Annotated in this window: 20 protein-coding genes; 9 read left to right on the top strand and 11 right to left on the bottom strand. The window is 72.1% G+C overall.

Going from position 1 to position 25543, the window contains the following annotated elements; translation table 11 throughout:
* Window positions 1-31 precede the first annotated feature (31 nt).
* The 6 genes from ACFV46_RS07665 to ACFV46_RS07640 form a co-directional block, all read right to left on the bottom strand.
* On the bottom strand, window positions 32-781 hold the full coding sequence (locus ACFV46_RS07665) for an SDR family NAD(P)-dependent oxidoreductase (protein WP_385497369.1): 750 nt from the start codon (window positions 779-781) through the stop codon (window positions 32-34).
* 73 nt (window positions 782-854) lie between these two features.
* Window positions 855-2921: an alpha-galactosidase gene (locus ACFV46_RS07660; protein ID WP_385497368.1), complete on the bottom strand. Its 2067-nt coding sequence runs from the start codon at window positions 2919-2921 to the stop codon at window positions 855-857.
* The gene (locus ACFV46_RS07655) at window positions 2918-3766 is read right to left on the bottom strand and encodes a carbohydrate ABC transporter permease (protein ID WP_361933121.1); all 849 of its coding nucleotides are present in this window, start codon (window positions 3764-3766) and stop codon (window positions 2918-2920) included. Before ACFV46_RS07655 ends, ACFV46_RS07660 begins: the two co-directional genes overlap by 4 nt.
* Window positions 3766-4698, bottom strand: a complete 933-nt coding sequence (locus ACFV46_RS07650; protein ID WP_385497365.1) for a carbohydrate ABC transporter permease — start codon at window positions 4696-4698, stop codon at window positions 3766-3768. Before ACFV46_RS07650 ends, ACFV46_RS07655 begins: the two co-directional genes overlap by 1 nt.
* A gap of 1 nt (window position 4699) precedes the next feature.
* Window positions 4700-5986 carry an ABC transporter substrate-binding protein gene (locus tag ACFV46_RS07645; protein ID WP_361933115.1) on the bottom strand — a complete coding sequence of 429 codons (1287 nt, stop codon included), beginning with the start codon at window positions 5984-5986 and terminating at the stop codon, window positions 4700-4702.
* Window positions 5987-6169: 183 nt separating this feature from the next.
* A complete protein-coding gene (locus ACFV46_RS07640; RefSeq protein ID WP_385497364.1) occupies window positions 6170-8284 on the bottom strand; it encodes a glycoside hydrolase family 27 protein in 2115 nt (704 codons plus the stop codon).
* A 292-nt stretch (window positions 8285-8576) separates the two neighbouring features.
* Here ACFV46_RS07640 and ACFV46_RS07635 point away from each other — a divergent pair, with 292 nt between their 5' ends.
* The 5 genes from ACFV46_RS07635 (at window position 8577) to ACFV46_RS07615 (ending at window position 16348) form a co-directional block, all read left to right on the top strand.
* Entirely contained in the window at window positions 8577-12656 is a 4080-nt protein-coding gene (locus tag ACFV46_RS07635; RefSeq protein WP_385497362.1) for a discoidin domain-containing protein, read from the top strand.
* Between the two features lie 145 nt (window positions 12657-12801).
* Window positions 12802-13845 carry an L-glyceraldehyde 3-phosphate reductase gene (gene mgrA, locus ACFV46_RS07630; RefSeq protein WP_361933107.1) on the top strand — a complete coding sequence of 348 codons (1044 nt, stop codon included), beginning with the start codon at window positions 12802-12804 and terminating at the stop codon, window positions 13843-13845.
* Window positions 13846-14042: 197 nt separating this feature from the next.
* On the top strand, window positions 14043-15209 hold the full coding sequence (locus ACFV46_RS07625; protein ID WP_385497361.1) for an alpha-lytic protease prodomain-containing protein: 1167 nt from the start codon (window positions 14043-14045) through the stop codon (window positions 15207-15209).
* 189 nt (window positions 15210-15398) lie between these two features.
* Window positions 15399-15938 (top strand): TetR/AcrR family transcriptional regulator, encoded by a 540-nt coding sequence (locus tag ACFV46_RS07620; protein ID WP_385497424.1) that lies wholly within the window; start codon window positions 15399-15401, stop codon window positions 15936-15938.
* Window positions 15935-16348 (top strand): DUF6069 family protein, encoded by a 414-nt coding sequence (locus ACFV46_RS07615; RefSeq protein ID WP_385497360.1) that lies wholly within the window; start codon window positions 15935-15937, stop codon window positions 16346-16348. The genes ACFV46_RS07620 and ACFV46_RS07615 overlap by 4 nt, the downstream gene beginning before the upstream one ends.
* Window positions 16349-16354: 6 nt before the next feature.
* On the opposite strand, the gene ACFV46_RS07610 is transcribed toward ACFV46_RS07615, so the two are convergent.
* Window positions 16355-17236 carry a LysR family transcriptional regulator gene (locus tag ACFV46_RS07610; protein WP_385497359.1) on the bottom strand — a complete coding sequence of 294 codons (882 nt, stop codon included), beginning with the start codon at window positions 17234-17236 and terminating at the stop codon, window positions 16355-16357.
* Window positions 17237-17341: 105 nt separating this feature from the next.
* Here ACFV46_RS07610 and ACFV46_RS07605 point away from each other — a divergent pair, with 105 nt between their 5' ends.
* Window positions 17342-17707, top strand: coding sequence for a YybH family protein (locus tag ACFV46_RS07605; RefSeq protein WP_376726078.1), 366 nt, complete (start codon window positions 17342-17344; stop codon window positions 17705-17707).
* Between the two features lie 231 nt (window positions 17708-17938).
* On the opposite strand, the gene ACFV46_RS07600 is transcribed toward ACFV46_RS07605, so the two are convergent.
* Entirely contained in the window at window positions 17939-19567 is a 1629-nt protein-coding gene (locus tag ACFV46_RS07600; protein WP_385497357.1) for a recombinase family protein, read from the bottom strand.
* Between the two features lie 51 nt (window positions 19568-19618).
* Here ACFV46_RS07600 and ACFV46_RS07595 point away from each other — a divergent pair, with 51 nt between their 5' ends.
* Window positions 19619-19951: an antibiotic biosynthesis monooxygenase family protein gene (locus ACFV46_RS07595; protein WP_376726076.1), complete on the top strand. Its 333-nt coding sequence runs from the start codon at window positions 19619-19621 to the stop codon at window positions 19949-19951.
* 37 nt (window positions 19952-19988) lie between these two features.
* On the opposite strand, the gene ACFV46_RS07590 is transcribed toward ACFV46_RS07595, so the two are convergent.
* Complete coding sequence (locus ACFV46_RS07590; RefSeq protein ID WP_361933097.1) at window positions 19989-20771, bottom strand: DUF817 domain-containing protein; 783 nt, start codon at window positions 20769-20771, stop codon at window positions 19989-19991.
* 112 nt (window positions 20772-20883) lie between these two features.
* Here ACFV46_RS07590 and ACFV46_RS07585 point away from each other — a divergent pair, with 112 nt between their 5' ends.
* Entirely contained in the window at window positions 20884-21810 is a 927-nt protein-coding gene (locus ACFV46_RS07585; RefSeq protein ID WP_385497356.1) for a GNAT family N-acetyltransferase, read from the top strand.
* Window positions 21811-21924: 114 nt separating this feature from the next.
* Here the strand turns inward: ACFV46_RS07585 and ACFV46_RS07580 are convergent, their stop codons facing one another.
* Window positions 21925-22083, bottom strand: coding sequence for a hypothetical protein (locus tag ACFV46_RS07580; RefSeq protein ID WP_192806035.1), 159 nt, complete (start codon window positions 22081-22083; stop codon window positions 21925-21927).
* Between the two features lie 272 nt (window positions 22084-22355).
* Between ACFV46_RS07580 and ACFV46_RS07575 the strand changes: the two genes are divergently transcribed.
* The gene (locus tag ACFV46_RS07575; RefSeq protein ID WP_385497355.1) at window positions 22356-24170 is read left to right on the top strand and encodes an ABC transporter ATP-binding protein; all 1815 of its coding nucleotides are present in this window, start codon (window positions 22356-22358) and stop codon (window positions 24168-24170) included.
* Window positions 24171-24193: 23 nt separating this feature from the next.
* Here the strand turns inward: ACFV46_RS07575 and ACFV46_RS07570 are convergent, their stop codons facing one another.
* Window positions 24194-25483 (bottom strand): hypothetical protein, encoded by a 1290-nt coding sequence (locus ACFV46_RS07570; protein ID WP_385497354.1) that lies wholly within the window; start codon window positions 25481-25483, stop codon window positions 24194-24196.
* Between the last annotated feature and the right edge of the window lie 60 nt (window positions 25484-25543).

Genomic DNA, 25543 nt, shown 5'->3' with positions numbered 1-25543 from the left:
CAGCCTTTCTGCAGGGGGCGGGGGGTGCGGGTCATGCGGAGGACTTCACGACGCTCCAGCCGCCGTCCACGACGAGACTGGTGCCGGTGACGAAGGAGGCGTCGTCGGAGCCGAGGAAGGCGATGGCGGCGGCGACCTCGCCCGGGGTGCCGAAGCGGCGGGCGGCGGTCTCGGCGACGCTGCGCTCACGGTCCTCGGGGGGCACCCGGTCCCAGGCGGCGGTGAGGACGGGACCGGGGACGACGGCGTTGACGCGGACCTCGGGCCCGTACTCGACGGCGAGCTGCCCGCACAGGGAGAGCAGGGCGCCCTTGGACGCGGCGTAGGCGGGGTGTCCGGGGAGGCCGACCCGGGCGTGCACGGACGAGGTGAGCACGGCCGCTCCGCGCCGGGCGCGCAGGTCGGGCAGGACCGCCCGGAAGCCGAGGAAGCTCGCGGTGAGGTTGACGTCGAGCTGCCGCTGCCAGGAGGCGAGGGTCATGGCGTCGGCCGGGGCGACCTCGACGGTGTAGGCGTTGCTGACGAGGAGGTCGACGGGCCCGAAGGTGTGCGCGGCGGCGACGACACGGCGCCAGTCGCCGTCCTCGGCCACGTCGGCGCGGACGAACAGGGCCCGGCCGCCGTCCTTCGTGATCCGTTCGGCGACGGCCGTGCCGGCGTCCTCGGCGACGTCGGCGAGGACGACGGCGGCTCCCTCCTCGGCGAGGCGTTCGGCGGTGGCGGCGCCGATGCCGGAGGCGGCGCCGGTGACCACGGCGGTGCGGCCGGTGAAGCGGTCCATCGTGGGGTCGTCTCCTTCGGGGGTGGCGGTCGTGGGCCGTGGGCGGGCGGGCCGTCCGGGCAACATATGCGGCTCACTCACGTGTCAGTACCACCAGATCGGCGTCGTGACCGGCGCTCCAGGCGAACGGCAGCCCGTAGTGCAGCAGATGCGCTCCGCCGTACGTCGTGCCGGTGGCCGTGTCGCGGTAGCGGGCCGCCGGGTCCAGGCCCCGCAGCCGCAGCCGGGCGGGCCGGCCGGGCACGAGCGGGGCGCCGTCGAGGCGTCCGGTGCTCAGCGCGGCGACGACCGTGCGCTCCCCGGCGTCGTACTGGACGCCGCAGGTCGGCTCGTCGGGGCTGCCGAGCAGGCGGGCCTCGCCGTGGTGGACGACGTCCCGGACCTCCTTGTAGCGGGCGATCCAGCGGGCGGCCTCCGCGCGCTCCTCGGGGGTCCAGGCGCGCAGGTCGGCGCCGATGCCGAGCACGCCGCACATGGCGTTGACGAACCGGAAGGCGAGGCTGCGCGGGCGGGGGTCGAAGACGCCGGGCGCGTCGGTGACCCAGGAGCTCATGACGTGCGGGGCGTGGGCGTGCAGGAAGCCGTACTGGATGGAGAGCCGGTCCAGGGGGGCGGTGTTGTCGCTGGGCCAGACGACGTCGGTGCGGGCCAGCGTGAGGTGGTCGACCCGTCCGCCGCCGCCCGCGCAGCCCTCGACGGTGACGTGGGGGTGGGCGGTGCGCAGGTGGTCCAGGACGCGCAGGTATCCGGCGACGTGCTCGGCGTCCAGGTCGACGGCTCCGGCGCCGGGCCGGCCGCGTTCGGTGGGCGGCCGGTTCATGTCCCACTTGAGGTAGTCGACGGCGTAGGTGCCGAGGAGGCGGTCCAGGGTGCCCATCACGAAGTCCTGGACGTCGGTGCGGCCGAGGTCGAGCAGCAGCTGGTTGCGGACGAGGCGGGCGGGCCGGCCCTCCACGCGGTACACCCAGTCGGGGTGTTCGGTGTGCAGACGGCTGCCGGGGCTGACGGCCTCGGGTTCGACCCAGAGGCCGAAGTCCAGGCCGAGGCCGCGCACGTCCTCGACGAACCGGTCGAAGCCGTGCGGGAACGCCTCCGGGTCCGGGTGCCAGTCGCCGAGGCCGCCTGTGTCGTCGGCGCGCCCGGTGAACCAGCCGTCGTCGACGACGAACAGCTCGGCGCCGATGTCGGCGGCCACCTTGGCGAGTTCGAGCTGTCCGGCGGCGTCGACGTCGAAGCCGGTGGCCTCCCAGGAGTTGTAGAGGACCTTGCGGGGGCGGTGCAGGCGGTCGCCGGCGAGGCGGCGCTCGTAGCGGTGCCAGACCCGGGACAGCCCGTCGAGTCCGTCGGCGCTGAAGGCGCAGGCGAGGCGGGGGGTGATCAGGGTGGTGCCGGGCGCGAGGACGGTGGCGCCCTCGTGCGGGACGCGTCCGGCGCGGACCCGGATCGCGCCGCCGGGTTCGGCCTCGGCGGTGATGTGCCAGTTGCCGGCCCACTCCAGGGCGACTCCGTAGGCGGGGCCGTCGCCGGGGGTGCCGTCCTGCACGGCGAGCCAGGGCGCGTAGGCGTGGCCGGGGACGCCCTGGGTGCTGCCCATGGTGAACGTGCCCCGGGTGAGGTGCAGTTGGGTGCGCTGGAACTCCTGGGACCACTGGCCGGTGAGATAGGTGAGCCGGGCGCCGGCGGTCACCGGCACGTTCACGGCGGCCGAGTCGAGGCGTTCCAGGCGCAGTTCGCGGGCCGCGGTGTGCTCGGTCCAGCGCAGGATCACGTCGGTGCCGGGCACCGTCTCGTAGCACAGGACCGTGCGCAGACCGAGGACGTCGTCGGTGAACGACAGCCGCAGCGCGTCCTCGCTCTCCTCTGCACCGGTGAACTCCCACCAGGCGCCGCGCTCCCCGACGGGGGACGCCGCCACCAGCTCGGCCCCGGTGAAGGGCCGCTGGCCGTACGGCAGATACTCGGCGGGGGCCGCGTCGGCCGGGGTGACGAAGTGGGTGCGGTGGGACCAGTCGAGCGCGGACGGGCCGTCCTCCACACCGGCCGGGCCCCAGGAGTCCAGCTCGGCCCAGGGGCCGTCCTGGGACAGGCGGACGGTGTAGGTGGTGTGCTCGGTGCGCAGGGTCCAGCGGGGGTGCGTCACTTGACCGCCCCCAGGTTGAGGCCGGCCACGAAGTGCCGCTGGAAGCGCAGGAAGACGGCGACGGTGGGCGCGGCGGCGATGACGGATCCGGCGGCGATGACGTTCCACATGGACACGTACTGGCCCTGGAGTCCGATGAGGGCGGCGGTGATGGGCATCTTGGTGTCGCTGCGCAGCACGGTGATGGCCCACAGCAGGTCGTTGAAGATCCAGGTGAAGGACAGGGCGCTGAGCGCGGCGAGCGCGGGCCGGGTCAGCGGGAGGATGATCCGCCAGAACACCTGCCAAGGGCCTGCGCCGTCGACGACGGCCGCCTGCTGGATCTCGGCGGGGATGGCCCGCATGAACCCGTGCAGCACGAAGACGTAGAAGCCGACGCCGAAGCCGATCTGCACGCCGACGAGGGCGGGCAGGGTGTCGAACACGCCGATCATCTCGCTCAGCTTGGAGACGGGGATGAGCAGGATCTGCGGCGGGAGCAGGTTGCCGCCGAGCATGAGGAGCAGCAGGGAGCGGCGCAGCGGCAGGTCGTAGCGGCTGAGGGCGAACGCGGCCATGGCGGCGAGCGCGAGCGTGGCGAGGACGCACGGGACGGTGACGAGCAGGCTGTTGATCAGGGCACGCTGCTGGCCGCCGTCGACCCAGGCCTGGCGGAAGTTGTCCAGGGTGAAGGAGTGCGGCAGGCTGCCGAGCCCGTGGGCGGCGATGTCGTCGAAGGAGCGCAGGCTGGTGACCAGGACCAGGGCGATGGGCAGCAGCCACAGCAGGGCCAGCGCGCCGGCGCTCAGATGGAATCCGGCGGTCGCGGCCCGCCTGCGGCGTACGGCCGTGGTGGTGGCGGACATCAGTCGGCCTCCCGGAAGGCGCGGACGAGGTAGGAGGCGATGACGCCGAACGCCAGCAGGAAGATGACGACGGCGAGCGCGGAGCCGTAGCCGAGCCGCAGGGACTGGAAGGCGGTCGAGTACATGTAGGTGCTCAGCAGTTCGGACGAGTGGTAGGGGCCGCCGCGGGTCAGCGACCACACGACGTCGAAGGAGCGCAGCGAGTCGATGATGATGACGGACACGACGACCGCGTTGACGCTGCGCAGCTGGGGCAGGGTGACGTGGCGGAAGCGCTGCCAGGTGCTCGCGCCGTCGACCTTGGCGGCCTCGTACAGGGCGGGGTCGATGCCCTTGAGGCCGGCGAGGTAGAGGACCATCACGTAGCCGATCTGCCGCCACAGCGCGGGCACGATGACCGCGTACAGGGCGGTGTCCTGGTCGGCGAGCCAGGCGTGCCGCAGACTGCCGAGGCCGACCGATTCCAGCAGTTGGTTGAGGACGCCGTCGGGCTGGTAGACGGCCTGCCAGACCAGGGCGGTGGCGACGAGCGAGAACACGACGGGCAGGAAGAGGGCGGCGCGGTAGAAGCCGACGCCGCGCCGCTCCTGCTGGAGCAGCAGGGCGGCGGCGAGCCCGAGGAGGGCGGAGAGGCCGCCGAACAGCAGCAGCCAGAGCACGGTGTGGCCGAGGGCGCCGCGGAACACGTCGTCGGACGCCATCTCGCGGAAGTTGCCGAGGCCGACGAACCGCGGCGCGGACACGCCGTCCCAGCTGGTGAGGGCGAGGTAGAAGCCCTGGAGCGCGGGCCAGAACACCCAGACGGCCTCGGCGAGCAGCGGGACGAGGACGAAGGCGAGCACCAGCGGCGGGGTGCGCCGGCCCCGGGCCCGGCCGCCACGGGACGGCGCCGGGACCGGGGGCTTGCGGTGGGGGGCGGTGAGGACGGCCATGTCAGGCCTTCCAGATCTTCTCGGCCTCACGCTGCCAGTCGGTGAGGATGGAGTCGATCTCCTTGGGCTTGGCGAGGAACTTCGTCAGCGCGGTGTCGGCGGTGGGCTGGAGGGCGTCGCTGGAGTCGCGGTTGAAGAACTGGGTGATCTCGACGGCCTCCTCGATGTGCTTGCGGCCCTTCGTCACCAGAGGGGTGCCGGCGTCCTTGGCGTCGGGGTGGCAGGGCAGGACGGTGCCGGAGGAGCCCTTGATGTAGATCTCCTGCGCCTCGGCGGTGGCGAGGTAGCCGAGCAGGTCGAGCACGCCCTCGCGGCGGCCGGTGCGGGCGCTGGCGAAGTAGCCGTCGGTGGGGGCCTCTTCGGCGAGCGGCACCTTGGGGTCGATGACGGGGAAGCGGAAGAAGTCGATGTCGTCGAGGGCGTCCTTGGGGGCCGCGTCGGCGAAGAAGGTGCCGATGAGCATCATGCCGCTGCGGCCGTTGAGCAGGGCGGTGGTGGCGTCCTGGAAGGCGCCCGCGGTGCCGTTCGGGTCGAAGTACGGCAGCACCTCGCGCCAGCGGTCGAAGACACGGCGGACCTGCGGGTCGTCGAACCGGTGCTTGCCCGCTAGGAGTTCGCGGTGGTACGCGGCGCCGTTGATACGGATGTCGAGGTAGTCGAACCAGGCGGAGGCCACCCAGGCGGTGTTCCCGCCGGCGCCGAGGCCGATGGGGGCGACGCCCTTGCTCTTGAGCTTGTCGCACAGGTCGAGGAACTCGTCCCAGGTCTTCGGCTCGCTCACGCCCCACTTGGCGAAGTTGGACTTCCGGTAGAACATGCCCCACCAGTAGTAGGTGGTGGGGACGAAGACCTTCGTGCCGGAGCTCGCGGTGCACAGGGAGTGCAGGGCCTTGGAGTAGCCCTTGAGTTGGGGTCCGTCCCAGAGCTCGCCGAGGTCGAGCAGGAGGTCCTTCCTGGCGTAGGCGTCGGCGACGGAGCCGGGGTACCAGGTGTAGACGTCCGGCGGGTTGGCGGAGGTGAGGTAGGTCGGCAGCTGGGTGCGGAAGGTCTCCGCGGCCACCGTGTTGAGGCTGACGTCCCCGGTCTTCTTCTTGCCGTAGGCCGCGACGATGTCCTGCATCGCGGCCTTGGCCTGGGGGGCGGACAGGTTGGACTGGAGGGTGACCGCGCCCGAGGAGGAGGACTTCGAGGACGAGGTGGCGGTGACGCAGCCGCTGAGCAGCGCGGCCGTCCCGGCGGCGCCGAGTCCGGCGAGGAGTTGCCGTCGGCTGGGCTGGGGGTGGGTCATGGAGGGCTCCCTGTGGATCCGCGCGGGCGGGGCCGGCCCTCCTGTCGGCCGGGGGCCCGCTCGCGGCGGATCCAGGTTCGCGTGGCGCTTCCACCACGTCAAGATTAATTACTAATTTATTTGGGTCCGAGTCCGGTGGTTGCTCGAACTGAGTCGGGTGGTTGCTCGAACCGTGTCCGGCGGCTACTTGAACCGGGTCCGGTGGACGGTCCCGTCCACCCCTCGGTACGCGACGTCGACGGCACCGTCCGGCCCCGCGACCGCGCCGAGCGCGCCCTCGAAGGCGGCGCTCGGGAACTCCTGCCGCTTGGCCCAGCCCTGCCAGGCGCCGTTCTCGTACCGCTGCTGCCAGAGCGTGTAGTCGCCGGCCCGCGCGTACAGCACCACGGCGTCCCCGGCGGCGGCCAGCGTCGGGCTGCCGCTCACCGTGCCGCCGAGCGACGACCACGCCGACCACCCGCCCGACGCGTCGCGCGTGCGCGTCCAGATGTCGTCCGACGGGGTGCGCACGGCGATGTGCACGCGGCCCTGCGCGTCCACGGCGGCGGCCGGCCTGCCGTACGTCTGCCGGTCCCCGGGAGCGCCGAGCGACGACCAGTCCGAGGCGGGGCCACGTTGCGCGATCCGCCCGTCCGAACCGCGCGCGACGAGCGTCCAGTGCGTGGGGTCGGTGAAGGCCACGGACGGCGCGTCGGTGACCCGGCCGCCGAGGCTCTGCCAGCCGCCCCAGCGCCCGCCCTCGAACACCCGCCGGTACACCCGGGAGTCGGCGCCGCGCACGAACAGGTCGATCCGGCCGCCGGCCGAGGCGTACGCGGCGGGCTGGCCCAGGACACGGCCGCCCGCGGGCCCGCCGAGGTCCTTCGTACGGCCGCGGCCGTCGCCGGTCGCCGTGTGCTGCACGAGGCTGCCGCGCGGTCCCCGGAAGAACGTGGTGAGCGTGTCGCCGACGCGGACGACCGCCGGGCTCGCCGTCGCCCGCTCGCCGAGGCCCGTGCCGGGCAGCGCCTCCTCACCGGTCAGCTTCAGGAACGCGGTGCCGTGCGCCGGGACCTCCACGGTGTACGACCCGGTGTGCGTGCCGCGGTCGGCGCGGGCCCGCAGATCGCGGACCTCGACCGCGCCGCCGAGCGCGACGTCGGCGAAGTCCACCGTGCGCCGGGCCGGCTGGTCGGAGCGGTTGAGCAGGACCACGGCCCGCTGCCCGTTCCCGGCGAGGTCCTTGCTGTAGACGTCCCCGGTGGAGTCGGTGGCCACCCGGACGCCCTGGACGGCCAGCGGGTCCTGGTCCACTGCGATGATCTCGGGGTTGCGCAGCGTCCGGATCATCGACGCGGACAGCGTGCGCGGGTCGGAGCCGAGCACCAGCGGCGAGCCCATCTCGGCCCACATCACGAACTGGGTGGTCGACTCCTCCTCGGACAGCTCCAGGGAGCCGTCGGCCATGCGGCGCGTCGGGATGAGGTAGTCGGGGTCGTTGTAGTGTCCGGGACCCTGCGCCTCGGGGTGCCAGGCGTTGGCGTCCATGTTGCGCAGGACGTTGGGCCACTGGCCGGGGCTGGGGGTGCCCCAGGCGATGTCGGTGCCGGTGCGCCAGGAGTCGGCGATCAGCGGGGCGTAGGCGTAGGTGTTGTGCGCGTCCTGCTCCGGCGTGTGCGGCAGGCCCCAGTCGTCGGTGAGCGGGTTGCACAGGTTGAGCAGCATCCGGCGGCCCGACTTGGCGACGGCGTCGCTGAACTCCTTGAAGGCGGGCCCCGGATCGAGCTGGGCGCCGATGCCGCACAGGAAGTCGACCTTGATGGCGTCGATCTTCCAGTCGGCGAACAGCCGCGCGTCCTCGGTGTAGTGGCCGCGGCTGCCGAGCCCGCAGGTTTTGCCGCCGTCGTAGGCACCGGCGTCGGTGTAGATGCCGGCCTTCAGACCGCGCTGGTGCAGATAGGAGACGAGGGCCGGGATGCCGGAGGGGAAGCGGTCGGGGTGGGCCGTCAACCGCCCCTGCGCGTCACGGGGGTTGTCGGCCTGCCAGCCTCCGTCCAGCCACACGATGTCGTAGCCGCTGTCCCGCAGACCGCTGGCGACCAGCTGGTCGGCGACCGCCCGGACCTCCTTCTCGGTGGGCGCGCCGAGCCCGTAGTAGGTGTTCCAGCCCATGTAGGGCGTCGACGCGAGACCACTGTCGTAGTAGCTGGGGGCGCCTTGGTCGACGGTGGTGTCCCGCGCGGCGTCCGCGGTGGCGGGCGGTGCCGCGGACGCGGTCAGGACGACGGCGATCGCGGTCGTCAGGGCGAATGAAGTCACGTGCCTCTCCGGAGGGTTGGGAAGCAGGAGGGGTGTGACGCGGGCCGCTTCGGGTGCCGGGGCCGTCGGCGTCACGGCGAAGACTGTGGCGTGCGGCCGGAACCCTGTCAATATTAATTACTAATTTACAGAAACACGTATCGCCCGCGTCCGGAGTATTGACGGGCCGGGACGGGCGGTGCAGGGTTTGGCAACGTTGTCAGACCCGCTGGGGCGATCAACGGCGCTTCGCCGCGCCCGCGTTGCCCCCGCTCGCTCCCTCCCCGGACTTCCCTGATCGGAGCCGTGTCCCATGCCGGATCAGCCTTCCGTGCCGTCCCGCCGTACCGTCCTCACCGCCGGATCGACGCTCCTCGCGGGCTTCGGGGCCGGCCTGGGCTTCCCGGGCGGCGCCGCCGCGGCGGGAACCGGCCACGCCCGCCCCGACTCCACCCACGGTGAACTCGCCACGTACCGGCCGGTGAAGGTCTCCTCCACCGACTACGCGCCCACCCCGGCCGAGTTCGCCGTGGACGGCCTGGACACGGTCGGAGTGCGCGGCAGTGGCTGGCGGGCCGCGGCCGGCGATCCGCAGTGGATCAGCGTCGACCTGCAGGCGCTGTGCGAGGTGGAGTCGCTGCGGCTCGTCTTCGAGGCGACCGCGGACGACCCGCCGTACGTCGACGCGCCGAACGGCAATCCCCGCGACAACACCACAGGGCAGGAGATCCTCTCCAGCTGCGCGGTCGACTTCGTCGTCGAGACGTCCCGCGACGAGAAGGCGTGGACGGCGGTGTACCGCACGGACTCCGGCCGGGGCGGGGTCGTCGTGATCGAACTGCCGAAGCCGGTCACCGCACGCTGGGTGCGCCTGACCGTGCGCAAGCGCTCGAACACCAACCCGCTGGGCCTGAACGGCTTCCAGGTGTACGGCACCTGCCCTGACCGTCGCCCGGCCGTCACCGGCTGGACCGACTGGGGCGTGCACCACCGCACTCCCCCGGCGCTCGAGGTGGCCGCCGACGGCACCGTGCCGCTGGAGTCCGGCTGGGACCTGACGATGGACGACCGGGCCGGCGCCGAGGGCGCCGAGCTGTCCCGGCCGGAGTTCGACACCAGCCGCTGGCTGCCCGCCACCGTGCCGGGCACGGTGCTGACCTCGCTGGTCGACCAGGGGCATCTGCCCGACCCGGTGGCCGGGTTCGCCAATCTGCATGTCCCGGAGGCCCTGTCCCGGCACTCCTGGTGGTACAGACGTGAGTTCCGGCTGCCGAAGGGCCTGGACACCGGTACCGGCCGTCATGTCTGGCTGGAGTTTGACGGGGTGAACCACAAGGCGGAGGTCTGGCTCAACGGCGACCGGGTGGGCGAGGTCGTCTTCCCCTTCGCGCGCGCCGCGTTCGACGTCACCCGGCTCCTGGCCGAGCACGGCGAGCAGGCCCTCGCCGTGAAGATCACGCCGATGCCGTACCCGGGCAGCCCCGGCGACAAGGGTCCGGCCGGGCTGGCGTTCGTGGACGCCGGCGCCACCATGATGAACCGCAACTCGCCGACGTATCTGGCCGCTTCGGGCTGGGACTGGATGCCGGCGGTGCGCGACCGGGCGACCGGTCTGTGGAACCATGTGCGGCTGCGCTCGACCGGCGCGGCGGTGCTCGGCGACGTCCGCGTGGACACCCGGCTGCCTGAACTGCCCGACACCGGCACGGCCGAGCTGACGCTGGTCGTCCCGGTCCGCAACGCGGACTCGGCCGCCCGCAGCGTCACCGTACGGGCCGCCTTCGAGGGCGTGCGTGTGACCCGGACGGTCACCGTGCCGGCGGGTGAGACGGTCGACGTCGTCTTCAGCCCCACCGACCACGCGCGACTGCGGTTGCGGAACCCGAAGTTGTGGTGGCCCAACGGCTACGGTGAGCCCGCCCTGCACGAGCTGACGCTCACCGCGACGGTCGAAGGGCGCGAGAGCGACCGGCGCACGACCCGCTTCGGCATACGCCAGTTCGGCTACGAGTACGACGTCCCGCTCACCTTCCAGTCGGGCAGCGACGCCTACGCCCAGACCGTGGACCTCCCCCGGCAGAAGGCCCGCCATGTACGGATCCGGTGCCGGACCCGGGCCACCCAGTGGGGCTCGTCCATCTGGAGCCTGTCGGTGATCGACAGCGCCGCCCCGGGCACCGACCTGGCCCTGCACCGGGACGCCACCGCCTCGACCGTGGACGAGGACGCGCACAAGCCGGGCAACGTCACGGACGGCGACCCGAGGACGCGCTGGTCGTCGGCGTTCGAGGACGACCAGTGGATCGCGGTCGACCTGGGCGCCGAGTCGTCCTTCGACCGGGTCGTCGTCACCTGGGAGCAGGCGTACGCGAAGACGTACGACGTGCAGGTCTCCGACGACGGCGACACCTGGCGCGACGCCGCCTCCGTCGACAACACCGCGACGCCGCTGCCGTTCCGCGCCTCGGGCTCGGCCGCGCTGCAGAGCGTGGAGTTCGAGCCGCGCACCGCGCGTCACGTCCGGGTGCTGTGCCACAGCCGCGCCACCAGCTGGGGCGCGTCGATGTGGAGCCTGTCGGTGATCGACAGCGCCTCCCCCGGCACCGACCTGGCCCTGCGCAAGGACGCCACCGCCTCCTCGGAGGAGGGCGGGGGCAGCCGGGCCGCCAACGCCGTGGACGGCGATCCGAACACCCGCTGGTCGTCGGCGTACGAGGACGAGCAGTCGATCCAGGTCGACCTGGGCGCGTCCGTGCGGTTCGACCGGGTGGTCATCCTGTGGGAGCAGGCGTACGCGAAGACGTACACGGTCCAGGTCTCCGACGACGGCGAGCACTGGACGGACGTGAAGTCCGTCGACAACTCCACCGTGCCCCTGAAGATCAGCGTCAACGGTGTCCGGGTGTTCTGCCGGGGCGGCAACTGGGGCTGGGACGAGCTGCTGCGCCGGATGCCCGCCGAGCGGATCGACGCGGCCGTGCGCATGCACCGCGACATGAACTTCACGATGATCCGCAACTGGCTGGGGTCGAGCAACCGCGAGGAGTTCTATGCCAGTTGCGACGAGCACGGCCTGCTGGTCTGGAACGACTTCCCCAACGCGTGGGCCATGGACCCGCCGGACCACGAGGCGTTCCTGAGCCTCGCCCAGGACACCGTGCGCCGCTACCGCTCGCACCCGAGCATCGTCGTGTGGTGCGGCGCCAACGAGGGCAATCCGCCCGGCCCGCTCGACGACGGGATGCGGGCGGCGGTCCGCGCGGAGGCGCCCGAGCTGCTGTACCAGAACAACTCGGCGGCCGGGATCGTCACCGGTGGCGGCCCCTACGGCTGGGTGGAGCCCGAGCGCTACTTCTCCGCGAGCACCTACGGCAGCGGGAACTTCGGCTTCCACACGGAGATCGGCATGCCGGTGGTGCCGACGGCGGAGACGATGCGCCGGCTCGTGGGCGACGAACCCGAGTGGCCCGTCAAGGGCGCCTGGTATTACCACGACTGGAGCACCCGGGGGAACCAGGCGCCGCAGAACTACCGGGCGGCGATCGAGTCCCGGCTCGGCGAGGCGAAGGACCTCGACGACTTCTGCCGCAAGGCGCAGTTCGTCAACTACGAGAACTTCCGAGCCATGTTCGAGGCGTGGAACGCCCGCCTGTGGGACGACGCGAGCGCCCTGCTGCTGTGGATGTCGCATCCGGCCTGGTACAGCACGGTGTGGCAGACGTACGACTACGACTTCGACGTCAACGGCGCCTACTACGGCGTCCGCAAGGCGAGCGAGGCCGTGCACGTGCAGGCCGACCCGGTGAGCGGGCAGGTGCTCGCGGTCAACCACACGCCGCGCCGGATCGCGGGCGCCACGGTCGTCGTCTCCCGTCACGACCTCTCGGGCCGCCGGCTCGGCCCCGAGCGGCGCGCGAAGGTCGACGTCGGCCCCTCCTCGACGGCGTCGGCCCTCACCACGGACTCGACGGACGACCTGCCCGACCTGTATCTGCTGCGGCTGCGGCTCGTGGACGCCCGCGGCGACCTGCTGGCCGAGAACACGTACTGGCGCTACCGCGAGCCCGCCCACCTGCGCGCCCTGAACGAGGTGGCCAGGACCCGGGTGTCCATCGAGGTCACCGGCACGGACCGCACGGGCGGGCGGCACGGGCTGACGGCCCGGCTGCGCAACCGGGGTACGACCGTGGCGGCCATGGTGCGGGTGTCCCTGCTGGACGGGAAGGGGGACCGGGTGCTTCCCACGCTGTACGGCGACAACTACCTGTGGCTGCTGCCCGGCGAGTCCCGGACGGTCACGCTCGACTGGCCGGCGTCCGCCCTGCGCTCCGGCCGGCCGGTGGTCCGGGTCGAGGGGTACAACGTCCCGGCGGCGACCGCGAGCAGACGATGAGCGCGGACGGCGGACGGCATTCAGAAACGGTGTCGCTGAATGCGATGAAAAGGATGCGTTGGACGCGAGAATCGGGCAGGAGCACAGTGAACAGGTCCCTCACCAGGACCGGACGACCCCGACTGCACCTTGCGGAGACCACTCGATGAACCACGTCGCCGACCCCGAGCGCTACGACGGCACCATGCGGTACCGGCGCACCGGGCGCTCAGGACTCGACCTGCCCGTGCTGTCACTGGGCTACTGGCACAACTTCGGTGACGACAAGCCGTTCGAGACGCAGCGCGAGATCGCGCTGCGCGCCTTCGACCTGGGCATCACCCATCACGACCTGGCGAACAACTACGGCCCGCCCTACGGCTCCGCCGAGATCAACTTCGGCCGGCTGATGAAGCAGGACCTGGCGCCGTACCGGGACGAGCTGGTGATCTCCACCAAGGCCGGCTGGGACATGTGGCCCGGCCCCTACGGCCAGGGCGGCGGCTCCCGGAAGTACGTGCTGGCCTCGCTCGACCAGTCGCTGAAGCGGATGGGACTCGACTACGTCGACATCTTCTACTCCCACCGGCTCGACCCCGGCACCCCGCTGGAGGAGACGATGGGGGCGCTCGACACCGCCGTCCGCCAGGGCAAGGCCCTGTACGTCGGCATCTCCTCCTACGACGCCGAGCGCTCCCGGCAGGCCGCCGCCATCCTGCGGGACCTGGGCACGCCGCTGCTCATCCACCAGCCGTCGTACAACATGCTCAACCGCTGGATCGAGAACGAGGGGCTGCTGGACGCCGCCGAGCAGGAGGGCTTCGGCGTCATCGGCTTCACGGCGCTGGCGCAGGGGCTGCTGACGGGCCGGTATCTGGAGGGCGTGCCCGCCGGGTCGCGGGCCACGCAGGGCAAGTCGTTCGACCAGGGCTGGCTGTCGGAGGAGATGCGGGGCCGGCTGCGCGCACTGAACGACATCGCGGCCCGGCGCGGGCAGAGCCTCGCCCAGATGGCGCTCGCCTGGGCGCTGCGGGACCCGAGGGTGACCTCGCTGGTGATCGGCGCCTCGCGCACCGAGCAGCTGGAGCAGAACGTGGCCGCGCTGGAGAACCTCGACTTCACGGACGAGGAGCTGGCCGAGATCGACAAGTACGCCACCGACGGCGGCGTCGACCTGTGGCGGGAGGCCAGGACCGGCCAGATGGGCTGACGCACACGCCGTACGGCACCGCGCGCGCTCGGGGAACTCCGGGTGCGCGCGGTGCCGTTCGTGCGCCTGCAGCACCTTCCGCGCATGGTATGGACCTGACAGGCTGCCCTGGCTATGCTCGGCCCAACCCGATGAGAGCGCTCTCAGCTTGCGGTTGTTCCACCCCCACCTTGCTGGAACGACGAAGGGCAACTCCCTTGAGACGCAGCAGACTCACCTACGCCTGTCTCTCCGCGCTCCTGGTGCTCGGCGGCTGGACCGCGGCCGGCACCGGGCAGGCCACCGCGGACGACTCCCCCACCACGGCGGACCGCGCACCCGCCTCCGCCTCCGACGGACTGCTCCGGGCCATGCAGCGCGACCTCGGCCTGTCGAAGGAGCGGGCGGAGGCGCGGCTCGCCGCCGAGCGCACGGCGACGGCCGTCGCGCCGAAGGCACGCAAGGCGGCCGGATCCGCCTACGGCGGCTCATGGTTCGACGCACGCGGCGAACGGCTCACCGTCGGCCTCACCGCGGACGCCTCCCCCGCGACCGTGCGCCGTGTGAAGGCGACCGGCGCCGCCGTCCGCACCGTCGAGCACACCGCACGGGAACTCGACAACGCCAAGGCCCGCATCGACCGCCTCGACGCCCCGTCCGGGGTGAGCAGCTGGCACGTCGACCCGGCGGCCGGCACCGTGGTCGTGAACGTGGTCCGGGGCGAGCGTGCTGACAACGATGTCCGGCGCTTCGTGTCCCGCGCCCGGGCGGCCGGTCCCGTCACCGTCCGCACGGTCGCGTCCGCGCCCTCCACCTTCGCGGCGGGCACCGTCGGCGGCGACCCGTACTACACGGGCAACGTCCGCTGCTCCATAGGCTTCTCGGTGCACGGCGGCTTCGTCACCGCGGGGCACTGCGGCCAGCCGGGCGCCGGCGTCCGAGGCTGGGACGGCAGTTACATCGGCACCTTCCAGGGCTCGTCGTTCCCGGACAACGACTATGCCTGGGTCAGCGTCGGCAGCGGCTGGTGGACCGTGCCGGTCGTGCTCGGCTGGGGCACCGTGTCGGACCAGCTGGTGCGGGGATCGGGCGAGGCACCCGTCGGCGCCTCCGTCTGCCGCTCCGGCTCCACGACGCACTGGCACTGCGGCAGGGTGCTGGCCAAGAACGAGACGGTCAACTACAGCCAGGGCGCCGTGCACCAGATGACCAAGACCAGCGTCTGCGCCGAGCCGGGCGACTCCGGCGGCTCCTTCATCAGCGGCGACCAGGCCCAGGGCGTCACCTCGGGCGGCTGGGGCAACTGCTCCAGCGGCGGTGAGACCTGGTTCCAGCCGGTCAACGAGATCCTGGGCCGCTACGGCCTGACCCTGCACACCGCCTGATCCAGGTCCCGTGCCCGGCCCCGGCTCCGGCCGGGCACGGGGCCTCTCCCTCCTGAGGCATCGATCGGAGTGAGTGCTCACTCATTGACGGAGTGAGCACTCACTCCGTAGCCTGTCCCCATGACTCCCACCGAGAAGCAGACCGCCCGTCGCCGCGCGCCCGCCATGTCGCCGGAACAGCGCCGCGAGATGATCGTCCAGACCGCGATCCCGCTGATCGCCGAGTACGGCTCCGCCGTGACGACCGCGAAGATCGCCCGCGCCGCCGGCATCGGAGAGGGCACGATCTTCCGGGTCTTCGCCGACAAGGAGGAACTGATCCAGGCCTGTGTCGCCGAGGCACTCTCCCCCGACCACGCGATCCGCGAACTCGACGCGATCGACGTGACCCAGCCCCTCGCCGACCGGCTCGCCGAAGCCGCCGAGGCGCTGCAGGCGCACCTCGCCAGGATGGGCGCCGTGATGGGCTCCCTGGGGCATCGCGGCGGCAAACACCCCGGAACCGTGCGCGGCGCCGGCCGCCAGGAGTCGACGGCCCGCCTCCGCGCGGCCCTCGCGGACCTGCTGGAGCCCGACCGCACCACGCTGCGCCGGCCACCGGAGCAGATCGCGGCCCTGTTCTTCGGCCTGCTGTTCACCCAGCCCCGCACGGACGACGAGCCCGATCTGACGCCGAGTGAACTGGTGGACGTCTTCCTGCACGGAGCCGTCGCGGGTGAGGGCCGGTGAGGACGCGAGGAAGGCGCGCCACCGCGTGCGCGGCGGCCGTCGCCGCTCCCCTCCTGGTCTGGCTGGTCACCGACCCGCTCCTGGGCCACCGGCTGAGGATCACGGACGGGGACCAGACCCTCGAGCTGGGCGCAGGGCCCGTGGCGTTCGTCGCCCTGCTCGCCTCGCTCGCCGGCTGGGGACTGCTGGCCGCCCTGGAGCGGTTGGGGGTACGGCGCGCCCGGGCCGTCTGGACGGGGGTGGCCGCCGCCGCACTGGCCGTCTCCTTCCTGCCGCTGACCGGCGACGGCATGGACGGCGGCACCCGCGCTGCCCTCGCCCTGATGCACGCGGCGGTCGCGGCGGTGCTGATCCCGGGGCTGGCCGGGCGGGCCGCGGGCACCGAACTCCCTGCCCTCGCGACCCGGTGACGGGGATCAGGACGCACTGAACGCCCGCCCGGCGTGCGCGAGGAAGGCCCGCACCGCCGGGCTCCGGGCCGGCCGCCAGACCAGGGCGAGCAGGGCCGGTGTCTCGACGTCGGCGAGGGCCCGGGCGGCGAGGACGCCGTCGTGGCTCGCGGCCATCGAGGCGCTGAGGACGGCGACGCCGAGCCCCCGCGCGGCGAGGTCGGCGAGGGCGTCGGCGGCACTGGCCTGGAGCGCGATCGCGGGCCGCAGTCCGCGCGCCGCGCACGCCTGGTCGAACACCGCGCGCAGCCCCGTGCCGGGCGGCATGCACACGATCGGGTGGTCCATCAGATCGCTCAGGACGACCCGGCGCCGCCGCGCCAGCGGGTGCCCCGGCGGCACCGCCGCGACGAGCCGTTCGCTGATGACCGTGAGGGCGTCCAGTCCCTCGGGGGTGTCGGCGGCGGCCCCGATCAGCGCGGCGTCCAGGGTGCCGTTCCGCACTCCTTCGGTGAGCCGGTCGGAGCTGTCCTCCAGCAGCGCGAGCTCCACACCGGGGTGTGCCTGGTGAAAGGCCGCCAGGGCGTCGAAGAGCGGCGGCAGCGTGCAGCCGATGACCATGCCGACGGTGAGGCGGCCCCGGATCAGGTCGGTGACCTCGCCGACGGCCTGGCCGACCGCTCCGGCCGCGGCGAGCGCCGCGCGGGCATGCTCCAGGGCGGCCTTGCCGGCGACGGTGAGGGTCACGGTCCGCGCCGACCGGTCGAACAGCTCGGCGCCCAGCTCCCGTTCGAGCTGGCGGATCTGGGCGCTGACCCCGGACTGGCTGATGTGCACCCGCTCGGCAGCGCGGGTGAAGCTCCGCTCGTCGGCCACCGCCACGAAGTACTCCAGCTGCCTCAACTCCATGACTATGGATTCTAGAACCCAGAAGATCCATCTGTTGGATTTCTGCACTCCGGGCGGTCAGGCTGGAAGCCGGAGGAACGCCAATTCTGCTTCAGGGAGGACACCGTGCCGGAGTACGAGAAGCCCATGCGACCGGAGGACGTCACGCGCCTGTTCGTCGAGCGGTCCAACGCCGGCGACGCGGCCGGGGTCGCCGCGCTCTACGAGGAGGACGCGGTGCTGGCCTATCCGCCGGGCGAGCGCACGGTGGGGCGGGAGGCGATCCGCGCGCTGTGGGAGAAGGTGCTGGCGAACCGTCCCCGCTTCGAGCCGGAGGCGCCGCTGCCGACCCTGGTCAGCGGGGACATCGCGCTCACCTCGACCCCGCCGAAGGACGGTGTCGGCGCGCGGGCGCAGGTGGTGCGGCGTCAGCCCGACGGGAGCTGGCTGCGGGTCCTGGACCAGCCTGAGTTCGTGGCACCCGCGCGCTGAGCGCCGCCGCGCAGCACGCCGGACCACGCCCGGCGATGCCGTGCGGCAGAAAACAGGTCGAGGTGTAAACACCGCGAGCGACGGTGCTCTTTGACGAGATGGCCAGGCACATGAACTCCGCACCAGCCGACGACGCGGAAGGTAGGACGGCGCCCGATCCGGGCCAACCAGGCGTGTAGACGAGGGGGGCGACGCCCCGGGACCTTCACCCCGGAACGCGCCCCTCGGCCGTCAGCTGGCCGGTGCTTCCGCCCAGTCCACCGATACGCGTTCGGCCGTGTTGGCGTTCCGTCCGCGCCCGATGGACTTCGCCACGGTCACCCGGTCGACGAAGAACGCCAGGAACTCTCGCCGATCCGCGAGCCTCCAGCCCGCCCAGGTCGACCCCGGGCCGATCGGGTCCTCTCCGGGGTCCGTCCACTGCGCCGGGATCGCGACCGCGTCAGTGTCGGCCGCTTCCAGTTCGGTGACGCGACGGGCCGTGCGTGCCTGGTGTGCGGTAAGTCGTTCGACGGACTCGCGGAACATCTGGTCGCCCACGCTGCCCGCGTACAGTCCGGCTTGCCGGTCGGCGTACAGCGTCCGCAGCGCTTCGCGGACGTGTCCCAGCTCCGTGCGGGCTGCGGCCAGCTCGGCGACTCGCTCGAACGTGTCCTGCTGGGCGGCGAACCGACGGGCGGCCTCATCGAGCCAGGCGACGTCGGCGGGGTCCTCGGGGTCCATCGCAGCGAGCCGTGTCCACACCCGACGGGTAACGACGTCGTCGGTCGTGGCCATGTCGATGGCCAGGCCGCCGTGTCCTGCGACTGCGCCGGACTGCGCCCGATTGCAGCGGTAGAGCTGCTTCCCGTTCCGCCGGTCGGTGACCATGACGGAGCCGCACACGCCGCAGAACAACATCCCAGCGCCGCCGAGGAGCGACGGGACCGAGCGACGGCCCTGCTTGACCACCTGCGTCCGGGCGTCGAGCACGTCCTGAAGCCGCCACCAGTCATCAGCCGGGACGATCGGCTCGTGCGCGACCAGCGGTGCGCCGGTGTCATCGCGGAGAATGACGCGCTTGGTGCCCTGACGTTCGGCGGCGTATCCGGCGAGGCGCGGGTCACGGAGTATCCGCAGCACCGTCGACGACGTCCACGAGGTCCGCTCCAGCGGGTCGGACTTCCCGCGTGCCCGCCGGGCGGCGACACGAGCCGTCATGTCGGCGGCCTTGGTGGGGACGCCGGACTCGTTGAGCTTGCGCGCGATGGCTGACGCGGCTACCCCGTCGGTTGCCCAGGCCACCATGTCGCGGACGTGCGGGGCTTCGGCAGGGTCAGGAACGAGCTTCACGACGACCAGTTCGCCGCGCGCCTCGCGGGTGGACTGGAAGCCGTACGGGGCCATGCCCGAAACATGCGAGCCGGCTGCACGCAAGGTCTCCTTGGTGGCCGTGATGTACGCCGACTTCATGTCGGATTCCTGCTGTGCGAGTGCGGCGATCAGGCCGAAGATCGCGACGCCCATCGGAGTCGAGGTGTCGAGGTACGGCTCTTCGACAGACACGAGCAGGACGCCGTGCTTGGCAAGCTCGTCGTTGATCAGCATCGCTTCCAGTGCACCCTGACGAGTGAGCCGCGAGAGGGAGAACACGACCACCGCGTCTACGTGACCGGCCCGGACGGCGGCCATCATCTCCTCGAACTCCGGGCGGACGACGTTCGGGTCCCAGCCGGACTTACCGACGTCGGCGAAGTGCCCGGCGTTGTCCCAGCCCCTCGCGGTGATCAGGGCTTCGCACTTCGTGAGCTGGGCTTCCGGCGACGACTTGCTGTCGTCCTCACGCTTCTTGGACTGCCGGATGTAGGAAACTGCACGCACGTGATCCAGGTTAGGGGTCCAGCCGGGGCCCCGTTTTGTGAGAGGTGCCATGTGCCTAGCATCGTGAAAATCAACGTGTTGAGCGTACCCGCCGAGCAGCGGGAGGTGCTGGAGAAGCGGTTCGCCTCGCGGGCGCACGCCGTGGAGAACTCCGACGGGTTCGAGTGGTTCGAGCTGCTGCGGCCGGTCGAGGGCACCGACAGCTACCTCGTGTACACGCGCTGGCGGGACGAGGAGTCCTTCCAGGCGTGGATGGAGGGCCCGATGAAGGCGGCCCACCAGGGAGGCGGGCAGGAGGGCGGCGAGCGCCCGAAGCCGGCGGCGTCCGGTTCGACGCTGTGGTCGTTCGAGGTCGTGCAGCAGGCGGCGCCCAAGGGCGCGTGAGCCGTCGGGGCGGGGCGTGGGCCCCGCCCCCCTTCCGCTAGGGGTGGGGCCGACGTGAGCGGGCGACCGCCGCGAGGACGAACGTGACACTGATCAGCAGCGACCAGGCGCCGAACTTCTCGACGCCGACCGGCTGCCAGCCGTCGAGCTGGTAGGGGTAGCGCCAGGCGCCGAGGTAGGTGGCGAGGTTCTCCGCGACCCACAGGAAGAACCCGATGAGGACGAACGCCAGGGCCAGCGGCATCCGCAGGCGCCGCCCGCGCACCGTGTAGCGCACCGAGGTGCCCGCGGTCACGGCCAGCAGAAGCACGGCGAGCAGCCAGCGGACGTCGGGCAGCCAGTGGTGGGTGAAGAAGTTGACGTACACGGCGGCGGCCACGAGGGCCGTCATCCGGGGCCGGTAGCGGACCAGTTCCATGTCGAACAGGCGCCAGGCCCGGCAGACGTAGCTGCCGACCGCGGCGTACAGGAAGCCGCCGTACAGCGGGACGCCGGCGAACTTCAGCACGGCGGGCTCCGGGTAGCTCCAGGAGCCGAGGGAGACCTTGACGATCTCGAAGGCGAGGCCGACCACGTGGCAGACCGCGATGACGGCGACGTCCCGGCCGTTCTCCCAGCCCCGCAGCCAGAACAGCAGGGTGAGCAGCACCCCGTAGACCACGAGCAGGTCGTAGCGGGCGACGGGGAGTCCGTGCAGGAGGCCGGACGCGGCGACGCCGGACATCAGGGCGATGGCGAAGGCGCACGACCGCGTCTGTATCCACGCGAAGTCGAGCAGGTGGCGCAGGGGGGCGCCCACGGGGCCGGTTGCGGTGAACATGTTCAAAAAGACGATCGCGGCGCGCGTTCGGTTGCGCCTGCCCTCAGGTCAGGGCGGCGGGTCCGCCGTAATTCCGTTGCGGCGATCCCCCGCCTCCCCGGACCCTTGGCCCATGCCTTACGTACTTCGCCCGGCCGGCCTCGACGACGCGGCCGCCGTGACCGACCTGCTCAATGAGATCGACCGGATCGAGATAGGCCGGCCCGAGACCGACCTGCACACCGTCGAATCCGACCTGAAGCGGCCCGACATCACGCTCGGCACCGACTCGTGGCTGGCGTTCGACGGGGAACGCCTCGTCGCCTACGGCCTGTTGTGGGACGAGTCGGGTGGCGAGCGCATCGACGTCGACCACTACGTGCTCCCGGAGCACCGGCGGGCGGGTGAGCTGCTGCTGGACGCGATGGAAGCGCGGGCGCTGGGCAAGGCGAGGGAGAACGGGGCGGGCCGGGCGGTGGTGCATCTGCATCTCAACGCCGAACCCACCACCGACAAGGGGCTGTTGGAGCGGCGCGGCTGGCACGTCGTGCGCCGCTACCACGTACTGCGGCGCCCGCTCGACGCGGCAAGCGACACGGCTCCGTCCGTACCGCCCGGTGTGCGGCTGCGCGCCTGCGCCGACGAGGCGGACCGGGCGCGGGTGCACGCTCTGCACCAGTCGACGTTCGCCGAGCACTTCGACTTCCAGCCGCGCTCCTACGAGCAGTGGCTCAACGACATCGACGCCGACCTGCTCGACTGGTCCCTCGTCTGGATCGCCGAGACCGACGACCTGGGCGACGCCGGGTTCCTGCTCGCCCGCGACGACCGGGAGGCGATGGGCTGGATCCGCAGCATCGGGGTGCGGCGCGAGGCACGGGGGCGGGGCCTGGGCGGCCTGCTGCTGCGGCACGCGTTCGCCGTGTTCGCCGCCCGGGGGCGGGACACGGTCGGACTCGGAGTGGACACCGCCAACGCGACCGGCGCCCCCGCGCTGTACGCCCGGCACGGCCTGGGTGTCCACTACGCGGTGGACACCTGGGAGACGGTCCTGAAGTGAGGTCCCGCCGGGCGTGTTGAAGCGCTCCGGGGCCCGGTCACACGCTGGGCGCGCCCGCGGGCTTCCGCTCGCGCCCGCGCGCCCCTCGCCGTTCCCACGGCACTCGGGTGGGGCTCAGCGCCGAAGGGTGCCCCGGCGTGCGTTGTTGTACAGACGCAGCAGGTGCTTGGCGACAGCGCACGGGGCCGTGCCGACGTTGCACTGCCGACAGGTCCGCATGTGCTGCTCGTAGTCGGCGCGCGCCTGCTGCAGCGCCTCTTCGGGAGATGACATCGATGTCCTCGGAAGTGGTTGACGAAGTGGTCGGTGGGTCGGGGGGCGCACGGGCGGACGCCGCGGGACGCCGGGAGGACCGCGTGAAACACCCGGGAAGCAAGTGGATCATGTTACTGACGGTAGTGGGAAGCCGTGGTCCTTCATTGATCACAAACTCACAGGGCGCGTTCGACGACCGGAAAAGCCTTGGACGGAGCGGGTGTCGGCGCGGGAGACTGCCGTACTCACGCCGTGACTCAACGTAGTCGCCCGAACCGTACAGGGGTGGGATGGGAACGCCTGAGACCCGCAGGACCCTGCCGGGCAAACGCTCGGTTCTGCTCGCACTGCGCCACTACGGCCGGGAACTCGTCCGCCTCAAGTGGCTGACGGCCCCGGCGATGCTGCTGACCTCCCTCGGCAACATCGGCATCAACTACATCGCTCCGCTCATCGTGGCCAAGCTCGTCGGCGACATCGCCGGCGGCGGGCAGGTCACCGTCTCCTCGACACTGCCGTACGTCCTCGGATTCATCGCCGTCCTGCTGCTCGCGGAGACGCTGTGGCGGATCGCCCTGCACTGCCTGAACCGGCTGGACGCCCTCGGCATCGAGCACCTCTACGTGCTCGGGATGGACGAACTGCTCGCCCGGGACGCCTCGTTCTTCCACGACAACTTCGCCGGCTCGCTCACCAAGCGGGTGCTGAGCTTCGCCACCCGCTTCGAGCAGTTCGTCGACACGCTCACGTTCCAGGTCATGGGCAGTCTCGTGCCGCTGCTCTTCGGTGCCGTGGTGCTCTGGCGGTACGAACCGCTGCTCGTCGTCGGCCTGCTGGTGATGATCTCGGTCACGGCGGTCTGCGTGGTGCCGCTCGTCCGGCGCCGGCAGGCTCTCGTCGACCAGCGCGAGGAGGCGATCGCGCGGGTGGCCGGCCATGTCTCCGACAGCCTCATGAACATGGACACCGTGCGCGCCTTCGCCGCCGAGGAGCGGGAGGCCGCCGAGCACCGCTCCCGCGTGGCGACCTCCCGCCGGCTGACGCTGCGGTCCTGGGACTACGGCAATCTGCGCATCGACACCCTGGTCGCGCCGATGTCGGTGCTGACCAACGCGCTGGGCCTGCTGCTGGCGGTGACGCTGGGCGGCGGCGAGCACGGCGTGGAGGCCGTGGTCGTCGCGTTCACCTACTACAGCAACGCCACCCGGATCATGTTCGAGTTCAACCAGATCTACCGCCGGCTGGAGAACTCCATGACGGAGGCGGCCCAGTTCACCGAGCTGCTGCTGACGCCGGCGACCGTGCTGGACCCGCCCGTGCCGGAGCCCGCGCCGTGCGGTCCCCTGGACGTCCGCTTCGAGAAGGTCACCTTCGCCCACCGCGGCGGCCGCCCGCTGTTCGACGGTCTCGACCTGGAGGTGCCCGCCGGGTCCCGGGTCGGCCTGGTGGGCCGGTCGGGTGGGGGCAAGACCACGCTCACCCGGCTGCTGCTGCGGATGACGGACGTCGACGGCGGCCGCGTCCTCGTCGGCGGCCGGGACATCAGCCGGATGCGCCAGGCCGACCTGCGGAGCCTGATGGCGTACGTGCCGCAGGACCCGGCGATGTTCCACCGCACCCTGCGCGACAACATCGCCTTCGCCCGGCCCGGCGCCAGTGACGCGGAGATCCGCCGCGCGGCCGAGGCGGCGCATGTCACCGAGTTCGTCGACGCGCTGCCGCACGGCTTCGACACGATGGTCGGCGAGCGCGGGATCAAGCTGTCCGGAGGTCAGCGCCAGCGGGTCGCCCTGGCCCGCGCGATCCTGCGGGACGCGCCGATCCTGCTGCTCGACGAGGCGACCAGCGCCCTGGACTCGGAGAGCGAGATCCTCGTCCAGGAGGCGCTGTGGCGGCTCATGGAGGGGCGCACCGCGCTGGTCGTGGCGCACCGGCTGAGCACGGTCGCCGGGATGGACCGGCTGGTCGTCCTCGACCGCGGGCGGATCGTCGAACAGGGCTCCCACGAGGAGCTGATCACGATGGACGGCACCTACGCGCGGCTCTGGCAGCACCAGTCGGGCGGCTTCCTCGACGACATGCCCGCACGGGCCGAGCTCCCCTGAACCCGGCCCGCGCTCAGGGCGGTTCAGCCGCGCGAGGTACGGCGGCGGCGCACCACCAGGACGGCGGCCGCGCCGGCGCCCACGGCGGCGGCAGCGGCCCCGGCGATCGGCAGGGCCGAACCGGAGCCGGTGGCGGCCAGGTCCCCGGAGACGCCGCTGTCCGCTCCGCCGGTCGTCGAGCCACCGGTGGCGGAGCCGGTGCCGGTGCCGCCGGTGCCGGACCCGCCCGTGGAGGAGGAGCCGCCGGTGGAGCCGCTGCCGCCACCCGAGGAGGAGCCCCCACCGGACGACGAGCCGCCACCGGTGGAGTCGCCCCCGGTCACCTGGAGCGTGATGGGGGCCTTGTCGTTGGTGTGCTCGGTGTCCCACTCCCCGAGCTTGCCGACCAGGGCCACCGACCCCTTGGCCCCGTCGACGGCCTTGTCGATCCGCACCTTGAAGGTACGCGCGTACTGCTGGTCCTCGTCGGCCCACACCAGGTCGAAGGGGCACCGATAGGTCCGGGCGGACACCTTCTCGCAGTTCGGGTGCTTCGTCGCCGTGGTGCCGGCGGGCAGCTCGACCTCGACCTCGGCGAGCGGGACACCGTCCCGGTACACCTGCACCCAGGCGGGACCGGCGTTGCGGAACCCGACCTTGAGGTCCACGGTGTCCCCGACCCGGCCCTTCATCGCCTGGTCCAGCGCCTGGAAGTCCGCGGTGTTCGCCGCCGTCACGGCTGTCCGCTTGAAGTGCGCGTCCTCGGCGACGGGCGTGCCGGGCTCCTGCGCCGGGACGTCCGGCTGCTCGACCAGCCGGAGGGCCGGGCCCGTCCCCGGCATGGGGCCCGAGGTGGCCTCGTCACCGGGGTAGGCCTCGTAGTCGGTGACGGAGACGTCGAGGCGCTCGTACAGCGCCCGGTCCATGGCGCCGATCTTCAGGCCGCCCTCGGGCGCGTAGGCGACGCCGGGCTTCACCTGCTGATCGAACTCGCACAGCGCCATGGCGCCGGTCGGGATCTCGTCGTAGCCCCAGGTCTTGAAGGCACGGCAGTTCGAGGGCACGTCACTCAGGGACAGTCCATGACTCACGGTGTACGTGATCCACACCTTGTCGAGCGCCTGGGTGCCGGTGTACCAGAAGCGGCCGGGCACCGTGAACGTGCTGCCGGGCCGCACCCCGTCGACCGGGGCGATCTTCTCCAGGACCAGTCCGGGGGCGGGGGCGGGGTCGTCCGCGGCGGCGGGTGCCGCGCACACGGCCAGCAGGGCGACGGCACCCAGCGCACCGGCGGTCCTGCGGTGCACACGAAGCCCGGGGGCGGTGGGGAACATGAGGTCCTCTGATCGAACGTCGGTGACGGGGGGAACCGAGGCGCGGAACGCCGGTTCACA

It is taken from the genome of Streptomyces sp. NPDC059852, from assembly GCF_042731455.1.
GTDB lineage: Bacteria > Actinomycetota > Actinomycetes > Streptomycetales > Streptomycetaceae > Streptomyces.
This window is presented reverse-complemented; position numbering and strand designations above follow the sequence as displayed.

Excerpts from the sequence above, each read along its gene's own strand:
- ACFV46_RS07585 (WP_385497356.1), top strand. The coding sequence starts at position 20,884 with ATGCCTTACGTACTTCGCCCGGCCGGCCTCGACGACGCGGCCGCCGTG.
- ACFV46_RS07610 (WP_385497359.1), bottom strand. The coding sequence starts at position 17,236 with ATGGAGTTGAGGCAGCTGGAGTACTTCGTGGCGGTGGCCGACGAGCGG.
- ACFV46_RS07575 (WP_385497355.1), top strand. The coding sequence starts at position 22,356 with ATGGGAACGCCTGAGACCCGCAGGACCCTGCCGGGCAAACGCTCGGTT.
- ACFV46_RS07645 (WP_361933115.1), bottom strand. The coding sequence starts at position 5,986 with ATGACCCACCCCCAGCCCAGCCGACGGCAACTCCTCGCCGGACTCGGC.
- ACFV46_RS07655 (WP_361933121.1), bottom strand. The coding sequence starts at position 3,766 with ATGTCCGCCACCACCACGGCCGTACGCCGCAGGCGGGCCGCGACCGCC.
- ACFV46_RS07580 (WP_192806035.1), bottom strand. The coding sequence starts at position 22,083 with ATGTCATCTCCCGAAGAGGCGCTGCAGCAGGCGCGCGCCGACTACGAG.
- ACFV46_RS07620 (WP_385497424.1), top strand. The coding sequence starts at position 15,399 with ATGATCGTCCAGACCGCGATCCCGCTGATCGCCGAGTACGGCTCCGCC.
- ACFV46_RS07650 (WP_385497365.1), bottom strand. The coding sequence starts at position 4,698 with ATGGCCGTCCTCACCGCCCCCCACCGCAAGCCCCCGGTCCCGGCGCCG.
- ACFV46_RS07665 (WP_385497369.1), bottom strand. The coding sequence starts at position 781 with ATGGACCGCTTCACCGGCCGCACCGCCGTGGTCACCGGCGCCGCCTCC.
- mgrA (WP_361933107.1), top strand. The coding sequence starts at position 12,802 with ATGAACCACGTCGCCGACCCCGAGCGCTACGACGGCACCATGCGGTAC.
- ACFV46_RS07635 (WP_385497362.1), top strand. The coding sequence starts at position 8,577 with ATGCCGGATCAGCCTTCCGTGCCGTCCCGCCGTACCGTCCTCACCGCC.
- ACFV46_RS07590 (WP_361933097.1), bottom strand. The coding sequence starts at position 20,771 with ATGTTCACCGCAACCGGCCCCGTGGGCGCCCCCCTGCGCCACCTGCTC.
- ACFV46_RS07570 (WP_385497354.1), bottom strand. The coding sequence starts at position 25,483 with ATGTTCCCCACCGCCCCCGGGCTTCGTGTGCACCGCAGGACCGCCGGT.